The 16,738-nt window shown below is 64.7% G+C and carries 15 protein-coding genes; 1 reads left to right on the forward strand and 14 read right to left on the reverse strand.

The features are described from left to right. Nucleotides 1-181: 181 nt before the first annotated feature. The 5 genes from AB7245_RS25195 to AB7245_RS25215 are packed head-to-tail and all read right to left on the reverse strand — an operon-like array spanning nt 182 to nt 5,580. Complete coding sequence (locus AB7245_RS25195; protein WP_085400338.1) at nt 182-1,219, reverse strand: ABC transporter ATP-binding protein; 1,038 nt, start codon at nt 1,217-1,219, stop codon at nt 182-184. Further along, entirely contained in the window at nt 1,212-2,192 is a 981-nt protein-coding gene (locus AB7245_RS25200) for an ABC transporter ATP-binding protein (RefSeq protein WP_439035052.1), read from the reverse strand. The genes AB7245_RS25195 and AB7245_RS25200 overlap by 8 nt, the downstream gene beginning before the upstream one ends. Continuing rightward, nucleotides 2,189-3,010 (reverse strand): ABC transporter permease, encoded by an 822-nt coding sequence (locus AB7245_RS25205; protein ID WP_085400342.1) that lies wholly within the window; start codon nt 3,008-3,010, stop codon nt 2,189-2,191. The genes AB7245_RS25200 and AB7245_RS25205 overlap by 4 nt, the downstream gene beginning before the upstream one ends. Continuing rightward, on the reverse strand, nt 3,007-3,930 hold the full coding sequence (locus AB7245_RS25210; protein ID WP_063982990.1) for an ABC transporter permease: 924 nt from the start codon (nt 3,928-3,930) through the stop codon (nt 3,007-3,009). The genes AB7245_RS25205 and AB7245_RS25210 overlap by 4 nt, the downstream gene beginning before the upstream one ends. 60 nt (nt 3,931-3,990) lie before the next feature. Further along, nucleotides 3,991-5,580, reverse strand: coding sequence for an ABC transporter substrate-binding protein (locus tag AB7245_RS25215; protein WP_094184000.1), 1,590 nt, complete (start codon nt 5,578-5,580; stop codon nt 3,991-3,993). A 252-nt stretch (nt 5,581-5,832) separates the two neighbouring features. On the opposite strand from AB7245_RS25215, the gene AB7245_RS25220 reads away from it, so the two are divergent. Further along, nucleotides 5,833-6,480, forward strand: a complete 648-nt coding sequence (locus AB7245_RS25220) for a hypothetical protein (protein WP_245344043.1) — start codon at nt 5,833-5,835, stop codon at nt 6,478-6,480. 241 nt (nt 6,481-6,721) lie between these two features. Here the strand turns inward: AB7245_RS25220 and mtnK are convergent, their stop codons facing one another. The 9 genes from mtnK to nuoL all read right to left on the reverse strand — a co-directional run bounded on the left by mtnK (nt 6,722) and on the right by nuoL (nt 16,733). Next, the gene (gene mtnK, locus AB7245_RS25225) at nt 6,722-8,008 is read right to left on the reverse strand and encodes an S-methyl-5-thioribose kinase (RefSeq protein WP_085400347.1); all 1,287 of its coding nucleotides are present in this window, start codon (nt 8,006-8,008) and stop codon (nt 6,722-6,724) included. An 89-nt stretch (nt 8,009-8,097) separates the two neighbouring features. Continuing rightward, a complete protein-coding gene (locus AB7245_RS25230; protein WP_085400349.1) occupies nt 8,098-8,445 on the reverse strand; it encodes a hypothetical protein in 348 nt (115 codons plus the stop codon). 36 nt (nt 8,446-8,481) lie between these two features. Then, on the reverse strand, nt 8,482-8,757 hold the full coding sequence (locus tag AB7245_RS25235; RefSeq protein ID WP_063982987.1) for a DUF1467 family protein: 276 nt from the start codon (nt 8,755-8,757) through the stop codon (nt 8,482-8,484). An 11-nt stretch (nt 8,758-8,768) separates the two neighbouring features. Beyond that, complete coding sequence (gene mce, locus AB7245_RS25240) at nt 8,769-9,173, reverse strand: methylmalonyl-CoA epimerase (RefSeq protein ID WP_028149063.1); 405 nt, start codon at nt 9,171-9,173, stop codon at nt 8,769-8,771. Nucleotides 9,174-9,214: 41 nt separating this feature from the next. Next, a complete protein-coding gene (locus AB7245_RS25245; protein WP_085400352.1) occupies nt 9,215-10,885 on the reverse strand; it encodes a ribonuclease J in 1,671 nt (556 codons plus the stop codon). Further along, the gene (locus AB7245_RS25250) at nt 10,885-11,691 is read right to left on the reverse strand and encodes a biotin--[acetyl-CoA-carboxylase] ligase (RefSeq protein ID WP_085400354.1); all 807 of its coding nucleotides are present in this window, start codon (nt 11,689-11,691) and stop codon (nt 10,885-10,887) included. Before AB7245_RS25250 ends, AB7245_RS25245 begins: the two co-directional genes overlap by 1 nt. Nucleotide 11,692: 1 nt before the next feature. Continuing rightward, nucleotides 11,693-13,129: an NADH-quinone oxidoreductase subunit NuoN gene (nuoN, locus tag AB7245_RS25255; protein WP_439035053.1), complete on the reverse strand. Its 1,437-nt coding sequence runs from the start codon at nt 13,127-13,129 to the stop codon at nt 11,693-11,695. A 22-nt stretch (nt 13,130-13,151) separates the two neighbouring features. Further along, a complete protein-coding gene (locus AB7245_RS25260; protein ID WP_071913375.1) occupies nt 13,152-14,660 on the reverse strand; it encodes an NADH-quinone oxidoreductase subunit M in 1,509 nt (502 codons plus the stop codon). After that, a complete protein-coding gene (gene nuoL, locus AB7245_RS25265) occupies nt 14,661-16,733 on the reverse strand; it encodes an NADH-quinone oxidoreductase subunit L (protein WP_085400358.1) in 2,073 nt (690 codons plus the stop codon). Nucleotides 16,734-16,738: the final 5 nt, after the last annotated feature.

Genomic DNA, 16,738 nt, shown 5'->3' on the forward strand with positions numbered 1-16,738 from the left:
TACCCAACCATGTAGCACACATGAAAATAGGGCGGTACGCGATTGGACCGCGCCAAGGATCAACCCCACGCGATGGCCCATGGGCGGATCCCAAAAATCGTCCGCCTGTCAGGACAGACTGGACGTGACTAGCGGCCCACTAGAGCGACGCTTTTGACCGCGACGGACGAGCCTCCCATCCCTAGGGATGCCCGCCTCCGGTCGAGGCCAATGCCGCCTGCCCCGCAATCTCGTCAGCCCGCCAGCACCTCACCTCATGTCCATCGGCGCGCGTTTCCAGCACCGGACCGGGCTCGTGGCGACACACGGCCTCCGCGTACCGGCAACGCGGGCTGAAGGCGCATCCGTTCGGCGGATTGAGCGGGTTCGGAAGGTCGCCCCCTGTCGTCGCTAACGGCGCATGACGCAGCGGATCGGGGATGGCCGCGATCAGGGCTTGCGTATAGGGGTGCGCCGGCCGCTCGAAGATTTCGCGCCAGTGGCCGTTCTCGACGATGCGGCCGAGATACATGACGGCGACGCGGTCGCTCATGTGCTCGACGACGCCGAGGTCGTGGCTGATCATGATGTAGGAAAGACCGAGCGTGTCCTTCAATTCCAGCAGCAAATTGATGATCTGGGCGCGGATCGAGACGTCGAGCGCCGACACGGGCTCGTCGCAGATGACGATCCTGGGATTGAGGATCAGGGCGCGCGCAATCCCGATGCGCTGGCGCTGGCCGCCGGAGAATTCATGCGGATAGCGGTCGGCCTGTTCCGGCCGCAGGCCGACGTGCCGCAGCATCGCCGCAACACGGTCCTCGATCTCACTTTTTGCGGTCACGCCATGCACACGCAGGGGATCTTCCAGCGTGCGGCGGACGGTCTGGCGCGGATTGAGCGAGGCGTAGGGATCCTGAAAGACGATCTGCACGGTGCGGGCCAGCGACTTTCGGTCGCCGGCTTGCCTGTTCGTCACCACCTGCCCGTCCAGCACGATGCGGCCGCGCGTCGGCGTCAACAGACCCAGGATCGACAATGCGACCGTCGACTTGCCCGAGCCGGACTCGCCGACAAGGCCGAGGCATTCGCCTCGTCTCAGCCTGAGATCGACGCCGTCGACGGCACGGAGCACCCGTCGTCCCCGGCCCAGCATACCGCCGCCCATCGGAAAATGAACCGCGAGGTCCTCGACGCTGAGGATGAGATCGTCGTCCGGCCTCCCCTGTGGCTCATGCATGGTGGTGACACCTCACCAGACCGCCGGCCCCCAGCAAATCCGTCTCCGGCGCCACTGTTCGGCAGATCTCGGTGGCCTGCGTACAGCGCGGATTGAACCGGCAGCCATCCGGGAAATTCGTGATGGCTGGAACCACGCCCGCGATCTCCTTGAGCCTGGTGCGGCCGAGCTCGGCCCGACTGCCCAGCCGCGGCAGCGAGGCGACCAGGCCCTGCGTATAGGGATGCGAAGGCGCCCGGAAAATATCGGCGGAGCCGCGCTCCTCGACGATGCGGCCGGCATACATGACGGCAACGCGGCGGCAGACGTTGGCGACGAGGCCGAGATCGTGGCTGATCATCAGGATCGCCGTTCCCCTCTCCGCGCACAGGTTGCGCATCAGCTCGATGATTTCGGCCTGCACGGTCACGTCGAGCGCGGTGGTCGGCTCGTCGGCGATCAGGAGGTCCGGACCGCATGCGAGCGCAATGGCGATCATGACGCGCTGACGCATGCCGCCGGACAGCTGGTGCGGGTAGTCGTTGACGCGCCGCTCCGGTGCGGGGACGCGGACGCTCGCCAGCGCCTCGACCGCGAGCTGGTTGGCGTCCCGCCAGCGCTTGCCCTTGTGCAGCACGAACATCTCGGCGATCTGCCGGCCCACCGGCGAGACCGGGTTCAGCGCCGTCATCGGCTCCTGGAAGATCATGGCGATGCGATTGCCGCGCAGCTCCCGCTGTTTGGCCGCCGAAAGGTGCTGGATCTCCCGTCCCTCAAACCGGATGATGCCGCCACCGATCGACAAAGGTTGCCGCAACAGGCCGATCAGGGCGAGCGCCGTGATGCTCTTGCCGCAGCCGGATTCGCCGACAAGGCCGAACGTCTCGCCGCGATCAATGCGAAATGAAATGCCCTCGGCCGCCGCAACGCGCCTCGATCCATCGTCGAGATCGATGTGCAGATCCTCGACTTCGATCAGCGGCGCGCCGGTCATGTCCGCCGGCTCCGCGATTGTGGATCGAGAATGTCGCGCAGGCCATCGCCGAGCAGGTTGAGGCCAAGCACCGTCAGGAAGATGGCAAGGCCCGGAAACACCGAGAGCCACGGCGCCGTCGTGATCTGGTCGCGGGCGTCCGACAACATGCTGCCCCAGCTCGGAAACGGCGGACGGACGCCGAGGCCGAGGAACGACAATGCGGCTTCCGACAGGACCGCGCTGCCCATGCCGAGCGTGCCGATGACGACGATCGGCCCTAACATGTTCGGCAAGAGCTGCGTGACCATGATCCGCAGATCGCCGTAGCCGAGCACGGTCGCCGCCTGCACATAGCCCTGGCTCCTCAGCGACAGCGCCGAGGCCCGTGCGATCCGGCAGGTAAAGGACCAGTTGGTCAGGCCGAGCGCGATCAGCAGGCTCGTGAGGCCAGGGCCAAGCACCGCCATGATGGCGAGCGCGAAGATCAGCGAGGGGATCGCGAGCATCAGATTGGTCAGGCCGTTGACGAAATCGTCCCACCAGCCGCCCCAATAGCCCGCGCTCAAGCCGAGCGCGACACCGATGACGCTGTTGATGAGCTGCGAGACGATGCCGACGGTCAGCGAGACGCGGGCGCCGTAGACGACGCGGGAATAGATGTCGCGGCCCTGGTCGTCGGTGCCGAACCACCAGGTCCAGCTCGGAGGCTCCTCCGCGTTCATGAGGTTGGCGTCCAGGACGGGATCGGTGTGCGCCAGCCAGGGTGCGAGCAGGCCGACCAGGATCGCGAGCGCGAACAGCGCGCCACCGATGATGAGATTGGCGCGGAGCTTCATGCGTATCTGATCCTGGGATCGATCACGCCGTAGAGCACATCGATCAGCAGATTGATCGCGAGAAAGGCCAGCACCACCACGAGAATGGAGCCCTGAACGGCGGGAATGTCGCGCTGGAGAACGCTATCGACCAGCAGGGAACCGATGCCCGGCCAGGAGAACAGTTTCTCGACCACGACCGCCTGCCCCATCAACCCGCCGAACTGAAGGCCGACGGTGGTGAGAATGATGACGAGCGCGTTGCGCATCACATGCCACTTCACGACACGCGTCTCGCTCATGCCCTTCGAGCGCGCGGTGCGGACGAAATCAGCGGTCATGATCTCGAGGACCGCGGCGCGCGTCGTGCGGGCAAACAGCGCCATCGGCGAGACGCCGAGCGTCACGGCCGGCAGAAGCAGATATTTCAGCCCTCCATCGCCATAGCCGAAGCTCGGCAGCCAGCCGAGCTTCAACGCAAACAGATACATCAGCACCAATCCGAGCCAGAATTTGGCAATGGAAAGGCCCGACACCGCCAGCACCATGGCGAGCGTATCGACGATGCCCCCGGGTTTCAGCGCTGCGATGAAACCAAGGGGAACACCGATCAAAATCGCAAACGTCATGGCCGTGAAGATGAGCTGCAGCGTCGGCCAGGCCCGTTTGGCGATCATGGTCGTGACAGGCTCGCGGGTCCGGAACGAGGTGCCGAAGTCACCGGTCGCGAGCTTGGCGATGTAGGCGCCGAAACGCCAATAGAGGGGATCGTCGAGGCCGAGCTGCTTCTTCATGCGCAGCTCGACCTGGGGATCGCTGTCGTCGCTCATGCTCGAGACAATGCTGCCGGGAACGACGCTGAACAGCACGAAGACCAGCAGCACGACAGCGAGCACGGTCGGAATGGTTTGCAGAAGACGGCGGAGCAGGAACGAGAGCATCCAGGCTTTTCCTCTCTCCCCCCACCGCTCGTCGCGATGGAGGGAGCGCGAGAGCGCGTGTCACTTCGCGGGCGAGGTCTCGTCGACCCAGAGGTCTTCGACGTTCTGATGGGTCAGCTCCGTCGCATTGAGCTGAACTCCCTTGAGCCACGGCTGCACCGCCATGACCGCCTTGTTGTAGTTGAAGAACCAGACCGGCGCTTCCTCATAGAGCAGCGCATTGGCCTTTTGCAGCAGCTCGGTGCGCTTTGCGGGATCGTCGGCCTGCCCTGCCGCATCGATCAGCTTGTCGAAGTCGGCATTCTTGTAGTTCATGTAGTTGCAGGCCGGCTGCGGCGTCGAAGAGTGGAAGCATTTGAGCGCGGCCTGGGGATCCGGGCCGGTCGCCTGCGAATAGATGAAGGCCTGATAGTCGCCGCTGCGCACCACCTCCGCCAGCACCGCGGTCTCGACCTGCTTGACCTTCGCCTTGATGCCGACCTTGTCCAGCATCGGGATCACGGCCGAGACGATCGGCAGGCCCCAGCTTTCATTCTGGCTGGTGGTCCATTCGAACTCGAAGCCCTGCGGATAGCCGGCCTCCGCGAGCAGCTGCTTGGCCTTGGCGGGATCGTAGGGGTACGGCTTCATCGCCTTGTCGTAGGCTGGAGATGTCAACGGCAGCCAGCTGGTGGCGCGATAGGCCTTGCCCTTGACCAGCTTGTTGATGATCAGGTCGGTATCGATCGCGTAGTTGATCGCCTGCCGGACGCGCTTGTCGGTGAACGGCTTGAACGACGGATTCATGCCCATATAGCGCGTGAAGACCTCGGCGACTTCGACGATGGTGCCCTTGAGGTCGGCGTCGGACTGATAGGCGACGTATTGCGCAGGCCCGAGCACCGAGGTGTCGATCTCCTTGTTGCGGAAGGCGACATCGCGCGCCGCGGCCTCGCCCATGATCGACACGATGACCTTGTCGGCGTAGGGCTTGCCGGGCTTGTAGAACCGGTCCCACCGCTCCAGAACGATGCGCGATCCCGGCACGTGCTCGACGAATTTGAATGGCCCGAGACCGATCGGCTTCTGGATGAAGCTCTCCTTGGCGGCCTCGTCGGCGGGATAGATCGAGGTCAGCGCGGTGAAGAAGTAGAAGCCCGGATCGACTTTCTCGGTCAGCTTCATTTCGAGGGTGAAGTCGTCGATCTTCTTCAGGCCGGAGATCTCCTTGGCCTGGCCCTTCTCGACCGCGGCCGCGCCCTCGATCATGCGGACAAAGCGCGCGCCGGGATAGGCCTTGGTGCCGTCCATGATGCGGTTGTAGGACCAGATGACGTCGTCGGCCGTCATCTTGCGGCCGTTGTGGAAATAGGCGTCGTCGCGCAGCTTGAAGGTATGAACGAGACCGCCGCCCGAGACCACGTCCTCCTTGGCGAGCTCCAGAACCGGCTTGCCCTCCGCGGAGTTCCAGATGTAGAGCGACCGGTGCAGCGCCTTGGCGTAGATCTCGTCCTGGGCGCGCTGCGTGGTGTGAATGTCCAGGCTCGTGAAACTCGAACCGTAGGGCGCCGTCATGCGGATGGTTCCGCCCTTGCGCGGCGCCTGGGCCTCCGCCGAGGTGGCGAGCGCCAGCCCCAAACCAGCGACGATCGCGATCATCCTGAACATCATGTGTCCCCCAACAACGCAGCTATTTCGATCAGGGATTTGATCATTCGTAGCCCGTCGAACGCAAGCTTCGTTTTGATGGCGACGGGTTCCGGAACGCGGCGCTCGCGAGACCCTCGGAGGCCAGGTTGCGTCCCAAGCGGTGCAAGCCGCCGATTGCGGTGCATCATGAGCGACCAAGAGCAGTGAACATTTTTCGTGATCAACGCGACCAAGCTCAGGATCATTATCTGAGCCCCAGGGATTGCGGAAAAAATGAATCGCCGAACGCTAGGTATCTTGCTCGCGGGCGGACTGCTCGCCGCCACGGCCGTGCTGGCAAGCCCGGTCGCGGCCAGCCTCGGCCGGTACAGCGAGGCGGACAGCATCCGGTTCAGCTGGAGTCGCACCACCGGCGTGAACGACTATCTTGACGAAACGTGGTGGGCGGTCCGGGGCCATGACACTCCGGATAACTTCGTCGAACGACTGCTGAGCATCCCCGTCAGAGCGGTCGCACGGGGCGCAGGTGCGGGTTTCGAAGCCAGAGTTTCCCAGGGCACCGGTCTGCCACTGCCCGAGAGCTGGAGCATCGCTACGGCGAAGAATTCGCCGTTCATCGCGTCAGTCTACGCCGAGACCCCGCGCGATCTCACGGCTGTGCTCGGCTTCTATCGCGCCGAGCTCGGCAAGCGTGGCTGGATCGAGACGGTGGTCGAACCGGACCGGGCCGTGATCACCTTCACGACGGCCCGTGGACCGGTCCTGGTCCGGCTTTCCCGTCAGGACGACAGGACAATCGCCGAACTTTCGCTGCGCAAGCCGGGTATCGCGGATGCCGGCCTCCTGCCGAGGCCGAGGCAGGCAAAGCTGATGCTCGGCAACAAGTCGGACGAGGGGGCGGTCATCACGGTCGCCGACTAGACCATCAAGCTGGCGGCGCACGCCGGCGAGAAACTGGCGCACTCCGACTCCGCCGCAGCCGAAATACCTGACAGCCAAAAGATCGATCTGCCGCCCGGCAAGTACAAGGTCACCCTCAAGATCGAGGGCGGCACGGTCCAGATCCGGGAGTTCGAGGTCGCGGCCAACGAGACCTGGGGCCTGCTGGCAGGCACAGACGGCGTCCTGCTGCCGATGCGGCTTTATTGAAGCGCATCGCCCCCTAGCCGTTCGCAAACTCCGGCTGCCAATCGCGCAGTTTTCGCGCTGCGCCGGTGACGTCCGAGATGTTCGGAAATGCTCCCGTCTCCACCATCATCGCTCTCGCCAGCCGCACGGCACGAGCCTCGCTGATCGCCCGCCTCCGCGGGTCCTCGATCAGCTCGAAGTCGATGTTGTGGGCCAGGCCGAAGATGCGGCGGAGGGTTTTGGCGGCGGCGAAGCCGACGGTGTCAGTGAATAGCCGCTGCATGTAAGCCTGCCGCTCGGCTTCCAGGCATGCAGCGCCCTTCTCGCCGGCAAAGAGCGATGCCGGATAGGCGTCGCCGGTGGCGCCAGCGCGCCAGAGATCGAGGAACTTGCGGGCGAACTCGCTCCAGACCTGCTCGACCGTCTCCAGTACCCAGCTTTCGAACGCCTGCCGCTCGCCCGGCGTACGCTCGTGGCCGGCGGAGGCGAAATAGGCCATCAGGAGGTTCGCGAGCACGGCGCCGACGTCGAATCCCATTGGGCCGTAGAATGCGAATTCGGGATCGATCACGCGCGTCTGGCTCTCCGTCACCATGATCGAGCCGGTGTGGAGATCGCCGTGGAGCAGCGCCTCGGGGCTTGCCATGAACTTCAGCTTCAGCCGAGAGATCGCGACATGCAGCTCCATGTCATCGCGCAGCTCTGCGGCCAGGCCGTCGAGATAAGGCGCGGTCCAGCGGTTCTGCTCGGCAATGCGGTAGGGATCGGTGAAGATCAGATCCTCGGTGATCTTGCAGAGCGCGTGGTTGCCGGCAAAGGCGGCGATGCCCTGCTTCTTCTCGGCCGCCGACAGCGCGAGGTCGGAGGTGAAGAACAGGGTGCGCGCCATGAAGGTGGTGATGTCGTCCACGAAACCGGGATATTGCGTTGCGGCGACCATCCCCTTGCGCATGATGATGTGGGGCTCGAGCAGCTCCATTACCGTCAGCGCCAGCGTCTCGTTGTGGTGCAGCAGGGCCGGCACGAGACCGGGCGCGAGCTGGGCCTGCTTCGACAAGGCGAGATATTCGTAATGGGCCCGCGACAGCGGCAGCGGCCAGCTCTCGCCGACGAGGCGGACGTAGGGCAGCGCCTGCTTCACGGCGACGCCGCCGCGCGCGCCCTTGACGATGAAGACGAGATTGAGATTGCCGTCGCCGACCTCGGTGATGCCCCAGGCGGCCGGCTCGCCGCCGAGCAGTGCCTTCAGGTCGGGAATGCCCGCGAGATAGTCCCGCAAGGCCGCCTCATGCAGAATCCGGTAGTCCCCCGCGTCGGCCATGACGATCCCACCCCATGGTATTTGAGCATGATCTTATCGGAAAACCGCTTCGCACTTTTCCGGATCATGCTCTTGGCAAGGCCGGATCGTTACTCCCGTTCCAGGAAGCTCGAGCCGATCTCGGCCTTTCTTTTGATGGGATCGTAATCACAATAGACGCTGTCCGCCACCAGCGTGTAGCTGGCGCTGACGGTGTATTTGTCCAGCTTGACCGAGTTAAGCCCGATCACCGAGGTGCTCTTGCCCCCGTTCCACTTGAACGGCGTCGAGCTCTTGGCCTGCTCGCAGGCCATCACGGCTTCGTTGAAGACAGTGCCCTCGACGAACGCCTTCAGCGTTCGGACCTGCACGGCCATCTTCCATTCGAAATAGCCGATGGCGCCAAGGCCGGCGACGATCAGCACCAGAAGCGCGATGACGATCCGCTGAAAAGTCATTCGTTTCCCCCAAAGCAATATTGTCGGCAAAAACGTCTAGAACGGCATTCCCATCAATCTGGACAAGCGCTCGATCGAAAGATAGCCGGCATGATAGGCCGCGATGCCGATCCCGTAGATGATCGCCGAGATGATCGTGGTCCAGATCAGCTTGCCTCTCATCCGCGTCAGGACCGGTGCGCCGGGGTCGGTGCCGGGCGCGCCGACGCCGTCCTCGTGCTGGCTGCGCACGCCGAACGGCAGCGTCAGAAACAGCGCGATCCACCAGATGACGAAGTAGATCGCAAGCGCGGTCGATATCTGGATGGCCATGATCCGGCGCCCTACGCCTGCTCGATTTCGACCAGTGCCCCGGAAAAGTCCTTCGGGTGCAGGAACAGCACCGGCTTGCCGTGGGCGCCGATCTTCGGCACGCCGTCGCCGAGCACCCGCGCGCCCTCCTTCACCAGCGTGTCGCGCGAGGCGATGATGTCGACGACCTCGTAGCAGATGTGATGGATGCCGCCGTCGGCATTGCGCTCGAGGAACTTCGCGATCGGCGAGGCCTCGCCGAGCGGCTCGATGAACTCGATCTTGGTATTGGGCAGCGTCGCGAACACGGTGGTGACACCATGCTCGGGCAGCGCGACCGCCTCCGAGATCTGCGCCCCGAACGCCGCGCCATAGATCTTCGCGGACTTGACGGCGTCCTTGGTCGCGATCGCGACGTGGTTGAGGCGACCCAGCATGTTTCTTCTCCCTCAGCGCATGATCCGAAGACCATGCTCAACTACACCGTCAGGACGTGTACCAGACAGGGGGGCTTTTTGCCCCAATGTTCGTTGATGACGGCCCGGACGGCGCGTCGCACCGACTCAGCCAGGGCATCCGCATCGCGGCGGCGCGCCTTCGGCAGGCCCTCGATGGTGGAGACCACGGCATCGAAGACGAGGTCGTCGAAGGGCTCGCCGTCCCGGTTCTTCTCGGGAATGCCGACGAGATCGACCTCGGGATCGTCGGCAAGCTCGCCCTGCTCCGTCATCGCGACCGCGACGAAGGCGCAGCCGGAGAAAGCCATGCGGCGACGCTCGACCACGGCGCGGGACTTGGAGTCCTCCAAGATCGTGCCGTCCTTGTAGATCCGGCCGGAGGGCACCTCGCCGATGATGCCGGGATCACCCGGGCCGAGCTTGATCAGGTCGCCGTTGCGAACGACCAGGACGCGCGGCACGCCGGCGGCGCGCGCGAGCTTGGCATGCTCGTTCAGGTGCAGCGCCTCGCCATGGACGGGGATCAGGAGCTGCGGCTTGGTCCAGGCGATCATGTCGCGCAATTCGTCGCGGCGGGGATGGCCGGAGACGTGGACCAGATGGTCGCGGTCGGTGAGGACCTCGACGCCCTGCAGCACCAGATTGTTGATGATCGAGCCGACGGCCTTCTCGTTGCCCGGGATGGTGCGCGAGGAGAAGATCACGCTGTCGCCGCGGTTGAGCGTGATCTCGGGATGGTCGTCATTGGCGATGCGCGCCAGTGCCGCGCGCGGTTCGCCCTGGCTGCCGGTGCACAGCGCCAGCACCTTGTCCTGCGGAAGATGGCCGTAGACCTCGGGCGAGCGGAAATTCTGCACGCCGTCGAGATAGCCGGTCTCGCGCGCGACCTGCACCACGCGCTCCATGGCGCGGCCGACCACGACGACCTCGCGATCGGCAGCCCTGGCCGCGGCGGCGACGGCCTTGATGCGCGCGACGTTGGAGGCGAAGGTCGTCACCGCGACGCGGCCCTTGGCGGCCTTGACCAGGTCGATGATGGTTCGCGCGACCTCGGCTTCCGAGGGCGAGCGGCCGTCACGCACGGCGTTGGTGGAATCGCCGATCAGGGCGAGCACGCCCTCCTCGCCCAGTTCGCGCAACCGCTTCTCGTCGGTCGGGCTCCCGAGCGTCGGGGTCGGGTCGATCTTCCAGTCGCCGGTGTGCAGCACCGTGCCGACCTCGGTGTGGATCGCCAGCGCGTGCGCTTCCGGGATCGAATGCGCGACGGGAATGAACTCGACGTTGAACGGGCCGATATCGACGCGGCCGCCCGACGGCACCACCGTCACCGGGATTTTCGGCGCATTGCGCTCGGCGGCACATTTGGCCTCGAACAGCGCCGCGCTGAACTGCGTGGCATAGATCGGGCATTTCAGCTTCGGCCAGAGGTCGATGATGGCGCCGAAATGGTCCTCATGGGCGTGGGTCAGCACGAGACCCATCAGGTTCTTGCGTTCCTTCTCCAGGAAGCTGATGTCGGGCATGATCAGGTCGATGCCCGGCAGATGCTCCTCGTCGCCGAAGGAGACGCCGAGATCGACCGCCAACCAGGCGCGCTGCTGGCGGTTGCCGAGGCCGTAGATCGACAAATTCATGCCGATCTCGCCGACGCCGCCGAGCGGCGCAAATACCAGTTCGTCAGGCTTCGCCATCACGCAGCTCCCACGGAGGCGGCCGAGCCGAAGAACACCTCGCCGGCCGCCACCGGCAGGCGTCGGCCGTCAACGGTGCGGACGATCAGGCAGCCGGTGTCGTCGATGGTGTCGAAAATGCCTTCCAGCGTCATCGTCCCCGTGTTGATCGCGACCCGTTCGCCGAGGCCGCAGGCGCGCTCCAGCCACAGCTTGCGGATCTCCGCAAAGCCGCGGCCATTGTCCCAGATGCCGAGGAACTCGACCCAGGCGTCCGACAGCGCCGAGAACAGCTCTTCCGCGCTGATCTGGACGCCGAGCGCGGCCAACGACACGGCTGGCGTCGGCGTACCCTCCGGCGCCGCCACGACGTTGGTGCCGATGCCGACCACGACGGCGAGACGATCGCCGATGGCCTCGGCTTCGAGCCCAATGCCGACCAGCTTCTTGCCGCCCGCGAGGACGTCATTCGGCCATTTCAGGGCGTATCTGGGCCTGTCAGGACCAAGCCGGAGCGCGGCCTCGAGGCTGACCTTCTCCAGGGCAGCCTCTTCCGCAAGCCCCGCCGCAAACCCGATGGTGGCGGCAACCGCAGGCGCAATATCCAGCACCTCGAGGACGCTCGCGGCGAGATTGCCCTTTGGCGCGATCCAGGCGCGCTGGCGCCGGCCACGACCGGCGGTCTGGTCGGAGGTGACGAACCACATCGGGCCGCATTCGCCGGCCCGCGCGTGCTCGATGGCGTCGGTGTTGGTCGAGCCGGTCCGTTCGAAAGCTGCGAGCTTGTAGCCCGCCGAGAGTGCGCGAGGACCGAGCGCGAACCCCATCCTAAAACAGCGACTTTGCCGCGGCGGAGGCGACGCTCACCACCGGGCCCGCGAACAGCGCGAAGAGGATGTTGAACAGGCCAAAGACAGCCAGCACCGTCTTCACCTCGACGCGCACCGGATCGACCTGACCGGCCGGCTCGTCGAAGTACATCGTCTTGACGATGGTCAGGTAGTAGTAGGCGCCCACGACGCTGGTCAACACGCCGATGACGGCGAGCGTGAACAGGTTCGCCTTGATGGCGGCGACGAAGACGTACCATTTGGCGAAGAAGCCGGCGAGCGGCGGGATTCCGGCGAGCGAAAACAGCAGCATCGCGAACATGAAGGCGAGCAGCGGATTGGTCCGCGACAGACCGGCGAAATCGCTGATCTTCTCGACGGCCTGGCCCTTGCGCTTCATCGCCAGAATGACCGAGAACGAGCCGAGCGTCATCGCGACATAGATCACGATGTACATCAGGACGCCCTGCGCGCCTTCGACCGTGCCGGAGGCGAGGCCGACCAGGGCAAAGCCCATGTGGCCGATCGAGGAATAAGCCATCAGGCGCTTGATGTTGGACTGGCCGATCGCGGCGAAAGAGCCGAGCGCCATCGAGGCGATCGCCACGAACACCAGGATCTGCTGCCACTGCGAGACGATGCCGGGGAACGCGGTCAGCGTGACGCGCGTGAAAACGGCGAGCGCGGCCACCTTCGGCGCCGAGGCGAAGAAGGCGGTGACCGGCGTCGGCGCGCCCTCGTAGACGTCAGGCGTCCACATGTGGAACGGCACGGCCGAGACCTTGAAGCAGAGGCCGGCGAGCAGGAAGACCAGGCCGAACACCAGGCCGATATTCGAGACCGTCGCGGCCGCCGCGATGCCGGTGAAGCTGACCGTGCCGGTGAAGCCGTAGACCAGCGAGGAACCGTAGAGCAGCATGCCCGAGGACAGCGCGCCGAGCACGAAGTACTTCAGGCCGGCTTCGGTCGACTTGGCGTTGTCGCGGTTCGAGGCCGCCACGACATAGAGCGCGAGCGACATCAGCTCGAGGCCGAGATAGAGCGAGATCAAGTCGCCGGCCGAGATCAGCACCATCATGCCGAGCGTCGAGAGCAGCACCAGGATCGCGTATTCGAAGATCCGGCGCGACGGGTCCGACAGGAACTCGGTCGACAGCACCAGCGTCACCGCCGAGCCGATCAGGGCCAGGATCTTCATGAAGCGGGCAAAATCGTCGACGATGAAGCTGCCGCCGAAGGTGACGTGCTTGCCCGCAGGCTGTGCGTAGACGAGCACGCCGACCACGACCAGCAGCAGGACCGAAAGCGTCGTGACGGTCCTGGTGGTCTCCTGCCCGCGATAGGCCCCCAGCATCAAGAGTGCCATGGCGCCGACCGCGAGCACAATCTCGGGCAGCACCGGCGCCAGTTGATAACCTGCAGTCTCAAAGCTCATGGCGATATCCTGACCTGCCCGATCACTGGAGCAGTGCGGCGGCCTTCACGGCCGTCACAGCGGTGTTGTAATTATTGACGAGTTGCTGGACCGAGACGGCCGACATGTCGAGCACCGGCTTCGGATAGACGCCGAACAGGATCGTCAGCGCGATCAGCGGGAACAGCGTCACGCACTCGCGGAAAGTGAGATCCTTCATGCTCGCCAGCGACGGCTTGACCAGCGCCCCGAACACGACCTTGCGGTACAGCCACAGCGCGTAGCAGGCCGACAGGATCACGCCGAAGGTGGCGAAGAACGCGGTCGGGATCGAGACCTTGAAGGTGCCGAGCAGCGTCATGAACTCGCCGACGAAGCCGGAGGTGCCGGGCAGACCGACATTGGCCATGGTGAAGATCATGAAGGTCAGCGCGTAGAGCGGCATCCGGTTGACGAGGCCGCCATAGGCCGCGATCTCGCGGGTGTGCATGCGGTCGTAGACGATGCCGACGCAGAGGAACAGCGCGCCGGAGACGATGCCGTGCGAGATCATCTGGAACATACCGCCGGCGACGCCCTGCATGGTGCCGGCGAAGATGCCCATGGTGACGAAGCCCATATGCGCCACTGACGAGTACGCGATCAGCTTCTTCATGTCCTCCTGCATCAGCGCCACCAGCGAGGTGTAGATGATCGCAATCGCGGAGAGCGTGAAGATCAGCGGCGCGAAGTCGTGCGAGGCCAGGGGGAACATCGGCAGCGAGAAGCGCAGGAAGCCATAGCCGCCCATCTTCAGCAGGATCGCGGCCAGAACCACCGAGCCCGCGGTCGGCGCCTCGACGTGGGCGTCGGGGAGCCAGGTGTGCACCGGCCACATCGGCATCTTCACCGCGAACGACGCGAAGAAGGCGAGCCACGCCCAGGTCTGCAGCGATCGCGGCACGGCGGTGTGCATCAGGGTCGGGATGTCGGTGGTGCCGCCGTTCCAGTACAGCGCCATGATGGCGAGCAGCATCAGCACCGAGCCGAGCAGCGTGTAGAGGAAGAACTTGAACGACGCGTAGACCCGGCGCGGACCGCCCCAGACGCCGATGATCAGGAACATCGGGATCAGGCCGCCCTCGAAGAACAGGTAGAACAGCACGAGATCGAGCGCCGAGAAGGTGCCGATCATCAGCGTTTCCAGGATCAGGAACGCCATCATGTATTCGCGGACGCGGTTGGTGATCGCCTTCCAGCTCGCGATGATGCAGAACGGCATGATGGCGGTGGTCAGGATCACCAGCGGCAGCGAGATGCCGTCGACGCCCATGTGGTAGGTGATGCCGGTGGCGAGCCAGTTCGCCTTCTCGACGAACTGGAAGTCGGCGCTCGACGGATCGAAGCGCATCACCAGGATCACCGACACCGCGAAGGTGATCAGCGTGGTCCACAGCGCGATCCAGCGCGCATTGCGCCGGGCCGCCTCGTCATCGCCTCGGCTGAGATAGACGATCAGCGCGCCAACCAGCGGCAGGAACGTCGTGACCGAAAGGATTGGCCAGGTTGTCATTTACTGGCCTCCAAAGCCGAACATGAACCAGGTGATCAGGCCGGCGGCGCCGATCAGCATGGCGAACGCGTAGTGATAGAGATAGCCGGTCTGGATCTTCACCACGTTGCGGGTGACGTCCAGCACGCGGGCCGAGATACCGTCGGGGCCGAGGCCGTCGATGATGAAGCCATCGCCCTTCTTCCAGAGCTGATAGCCGATCCACTTCGCCGGGCGGACGAAGATGACCTCGTAGAGCTCGTCGAAGTACCATTTGTTGAGCAGGAACTGGTACAGCATCGGCTGCGTGTTCGCGAGCTCGACCGGCAGATACGGCCGGCGGATGTAGAACAGGTACGACACCAGGAAGCCCAGCACCATCATCACCGTCGGCAGGATGGCGATGGTCTCGGGGATGTGGTGCATCTCCTCGATGATGCGCGGGTTCATCTTCACGGACTCGCGGAAGAACTCCTCGACGCCGTGACCGGCGAACAGCTCCTTGAACGGGAAGCCCGCGACGATCGAACCGACCGCGAGAACGCCGATCGGGATCAGTATCCAGAGCGGAGCCTCATGCGCGGCCTCGTAGTGATGCTCGTCATGGGGCTCGCCGTGGAAGGTCTTGAAGATCAGGCGCCAGGAGTAGAACGAGGTCAGGCCGGCGGCGACGACCGTCATCAGGAAGCCGTACATCGCGAACGGATTATGCGAGGCGTAGGCGGACTCGATGATGGCGTCCTTGGAGAAATAGCCCGCCGTGAGCGGGAAGCCCGTGAGCGCCAGCGTGCCGATCACCATCACCGCATAGGTGTAGGGGATCTTGCGCCAGAGGCCGCCCATGTTGCGGATGTCCTGCTCGTGGTGCATCGCGTAGATCACCGAGCCGGAACCCAAGAACAGCAGCGCCTTGAAGAAGGCGTGCGTGAACAGGTGGAACATGCCGACCGAATAGGCCCCTGCTCCCATCGCCACGAACATGTAGCCGAGCTGCGAACAGGTCGAGTACGCGACGATGCGCTTGATGTCGTTCTGGACGAGGCCGATGGTCGCGGCGAAGAACGCCGTGGTGGCGCCGAAGAACATCACGACGGCCTGCGCGTTCGGGGCGAGTTCGAACAGCGGCGACAGGCGCGCCACCATGAACACGCCGGCGGTGACCATGGTCGCGGCGTGGATCAGCGCGGAGACCGGGGTCGGGCCTTCCATCGCGTCCGGCAACCAGGTGTGCAGCAGGAACTGCGCCGACTTGCCCATCGCGCCCATGAACAGCAGGAGGCAGGTCAGGGTCAGCGCGTCGGCGTGCCAGCCGAGGAAGTCGATGGTCTTGCCGGTCAGGCTCGGAGCTGCATGGAAGATGGTCTCGAAATCGGTCGAGCTCGTCAGCATGAAGATCGCGAAAATGCCGAGCGCGAAGCCGAAATCGCCGACGCGGTTGACCACGAAGGCCTTGATCGCCGCCGCGTTCGCCGACGGCTTCTGGTACCAGAAGCCGATCAGGAGATAGCTGGCGAGACCCACGCCTTCCCAGCCGAAGAACAGCTGCACGAGGTTGTCGGCCGTCACCAGCATCAGCATGGCGAAGGTGAACAGCGAGAGATAGCCGAAGAAGCGCGGCCGGTACGGATCCTCGTCCATGTAGCCGATGGAATAGAGGTGCACGAGCGAGGACACGGTCGTCACCACCACCAGCATCACGGCGGTGAGCGTGTCGACCCGCAGCGTCCAGTAGACCTGGAGGTCGCCAGACATGATCCAGGGCAACAGCGGAATGCGCATGTCGTGGTGCATGAAGCCGACATCGACCAGCGTCATCCAGGACAGCGCCGCCGAGACGAACAGCAGCGCGGTCGTGATCAGCTCGGCGCCGCGCGAGCCCGCGGCCGGCGGCTCGACCGGGCCATGGTCGTCATGCGCGTGATCGTCGTGGCCATGATCATCATGGGCGACCGCCGCGTGGGCGTCGCCGTGGCCATGATCGCCGTGATGCTCGACCTCGTCACCCGAGGGGTTGCGGGCATGCGCGCCGAACAGCGCGATCACGCCAGCAAGGATGGCGCCCAGCAGAGGCAGAAAGACAATCGCCTGAACCATGACTG

It is taken from the genome of Bradyrhizobium sp. 604_D8_N2_3 (assembly GCF_051810765.1).
Classification (GTDB): Bacteria; Pseudomonadota; Alphaproteobacteria; order Rhizobiales; family Xanthobacteraceae; genus Bradyrhizobium; species Bradyrhizobium barranii.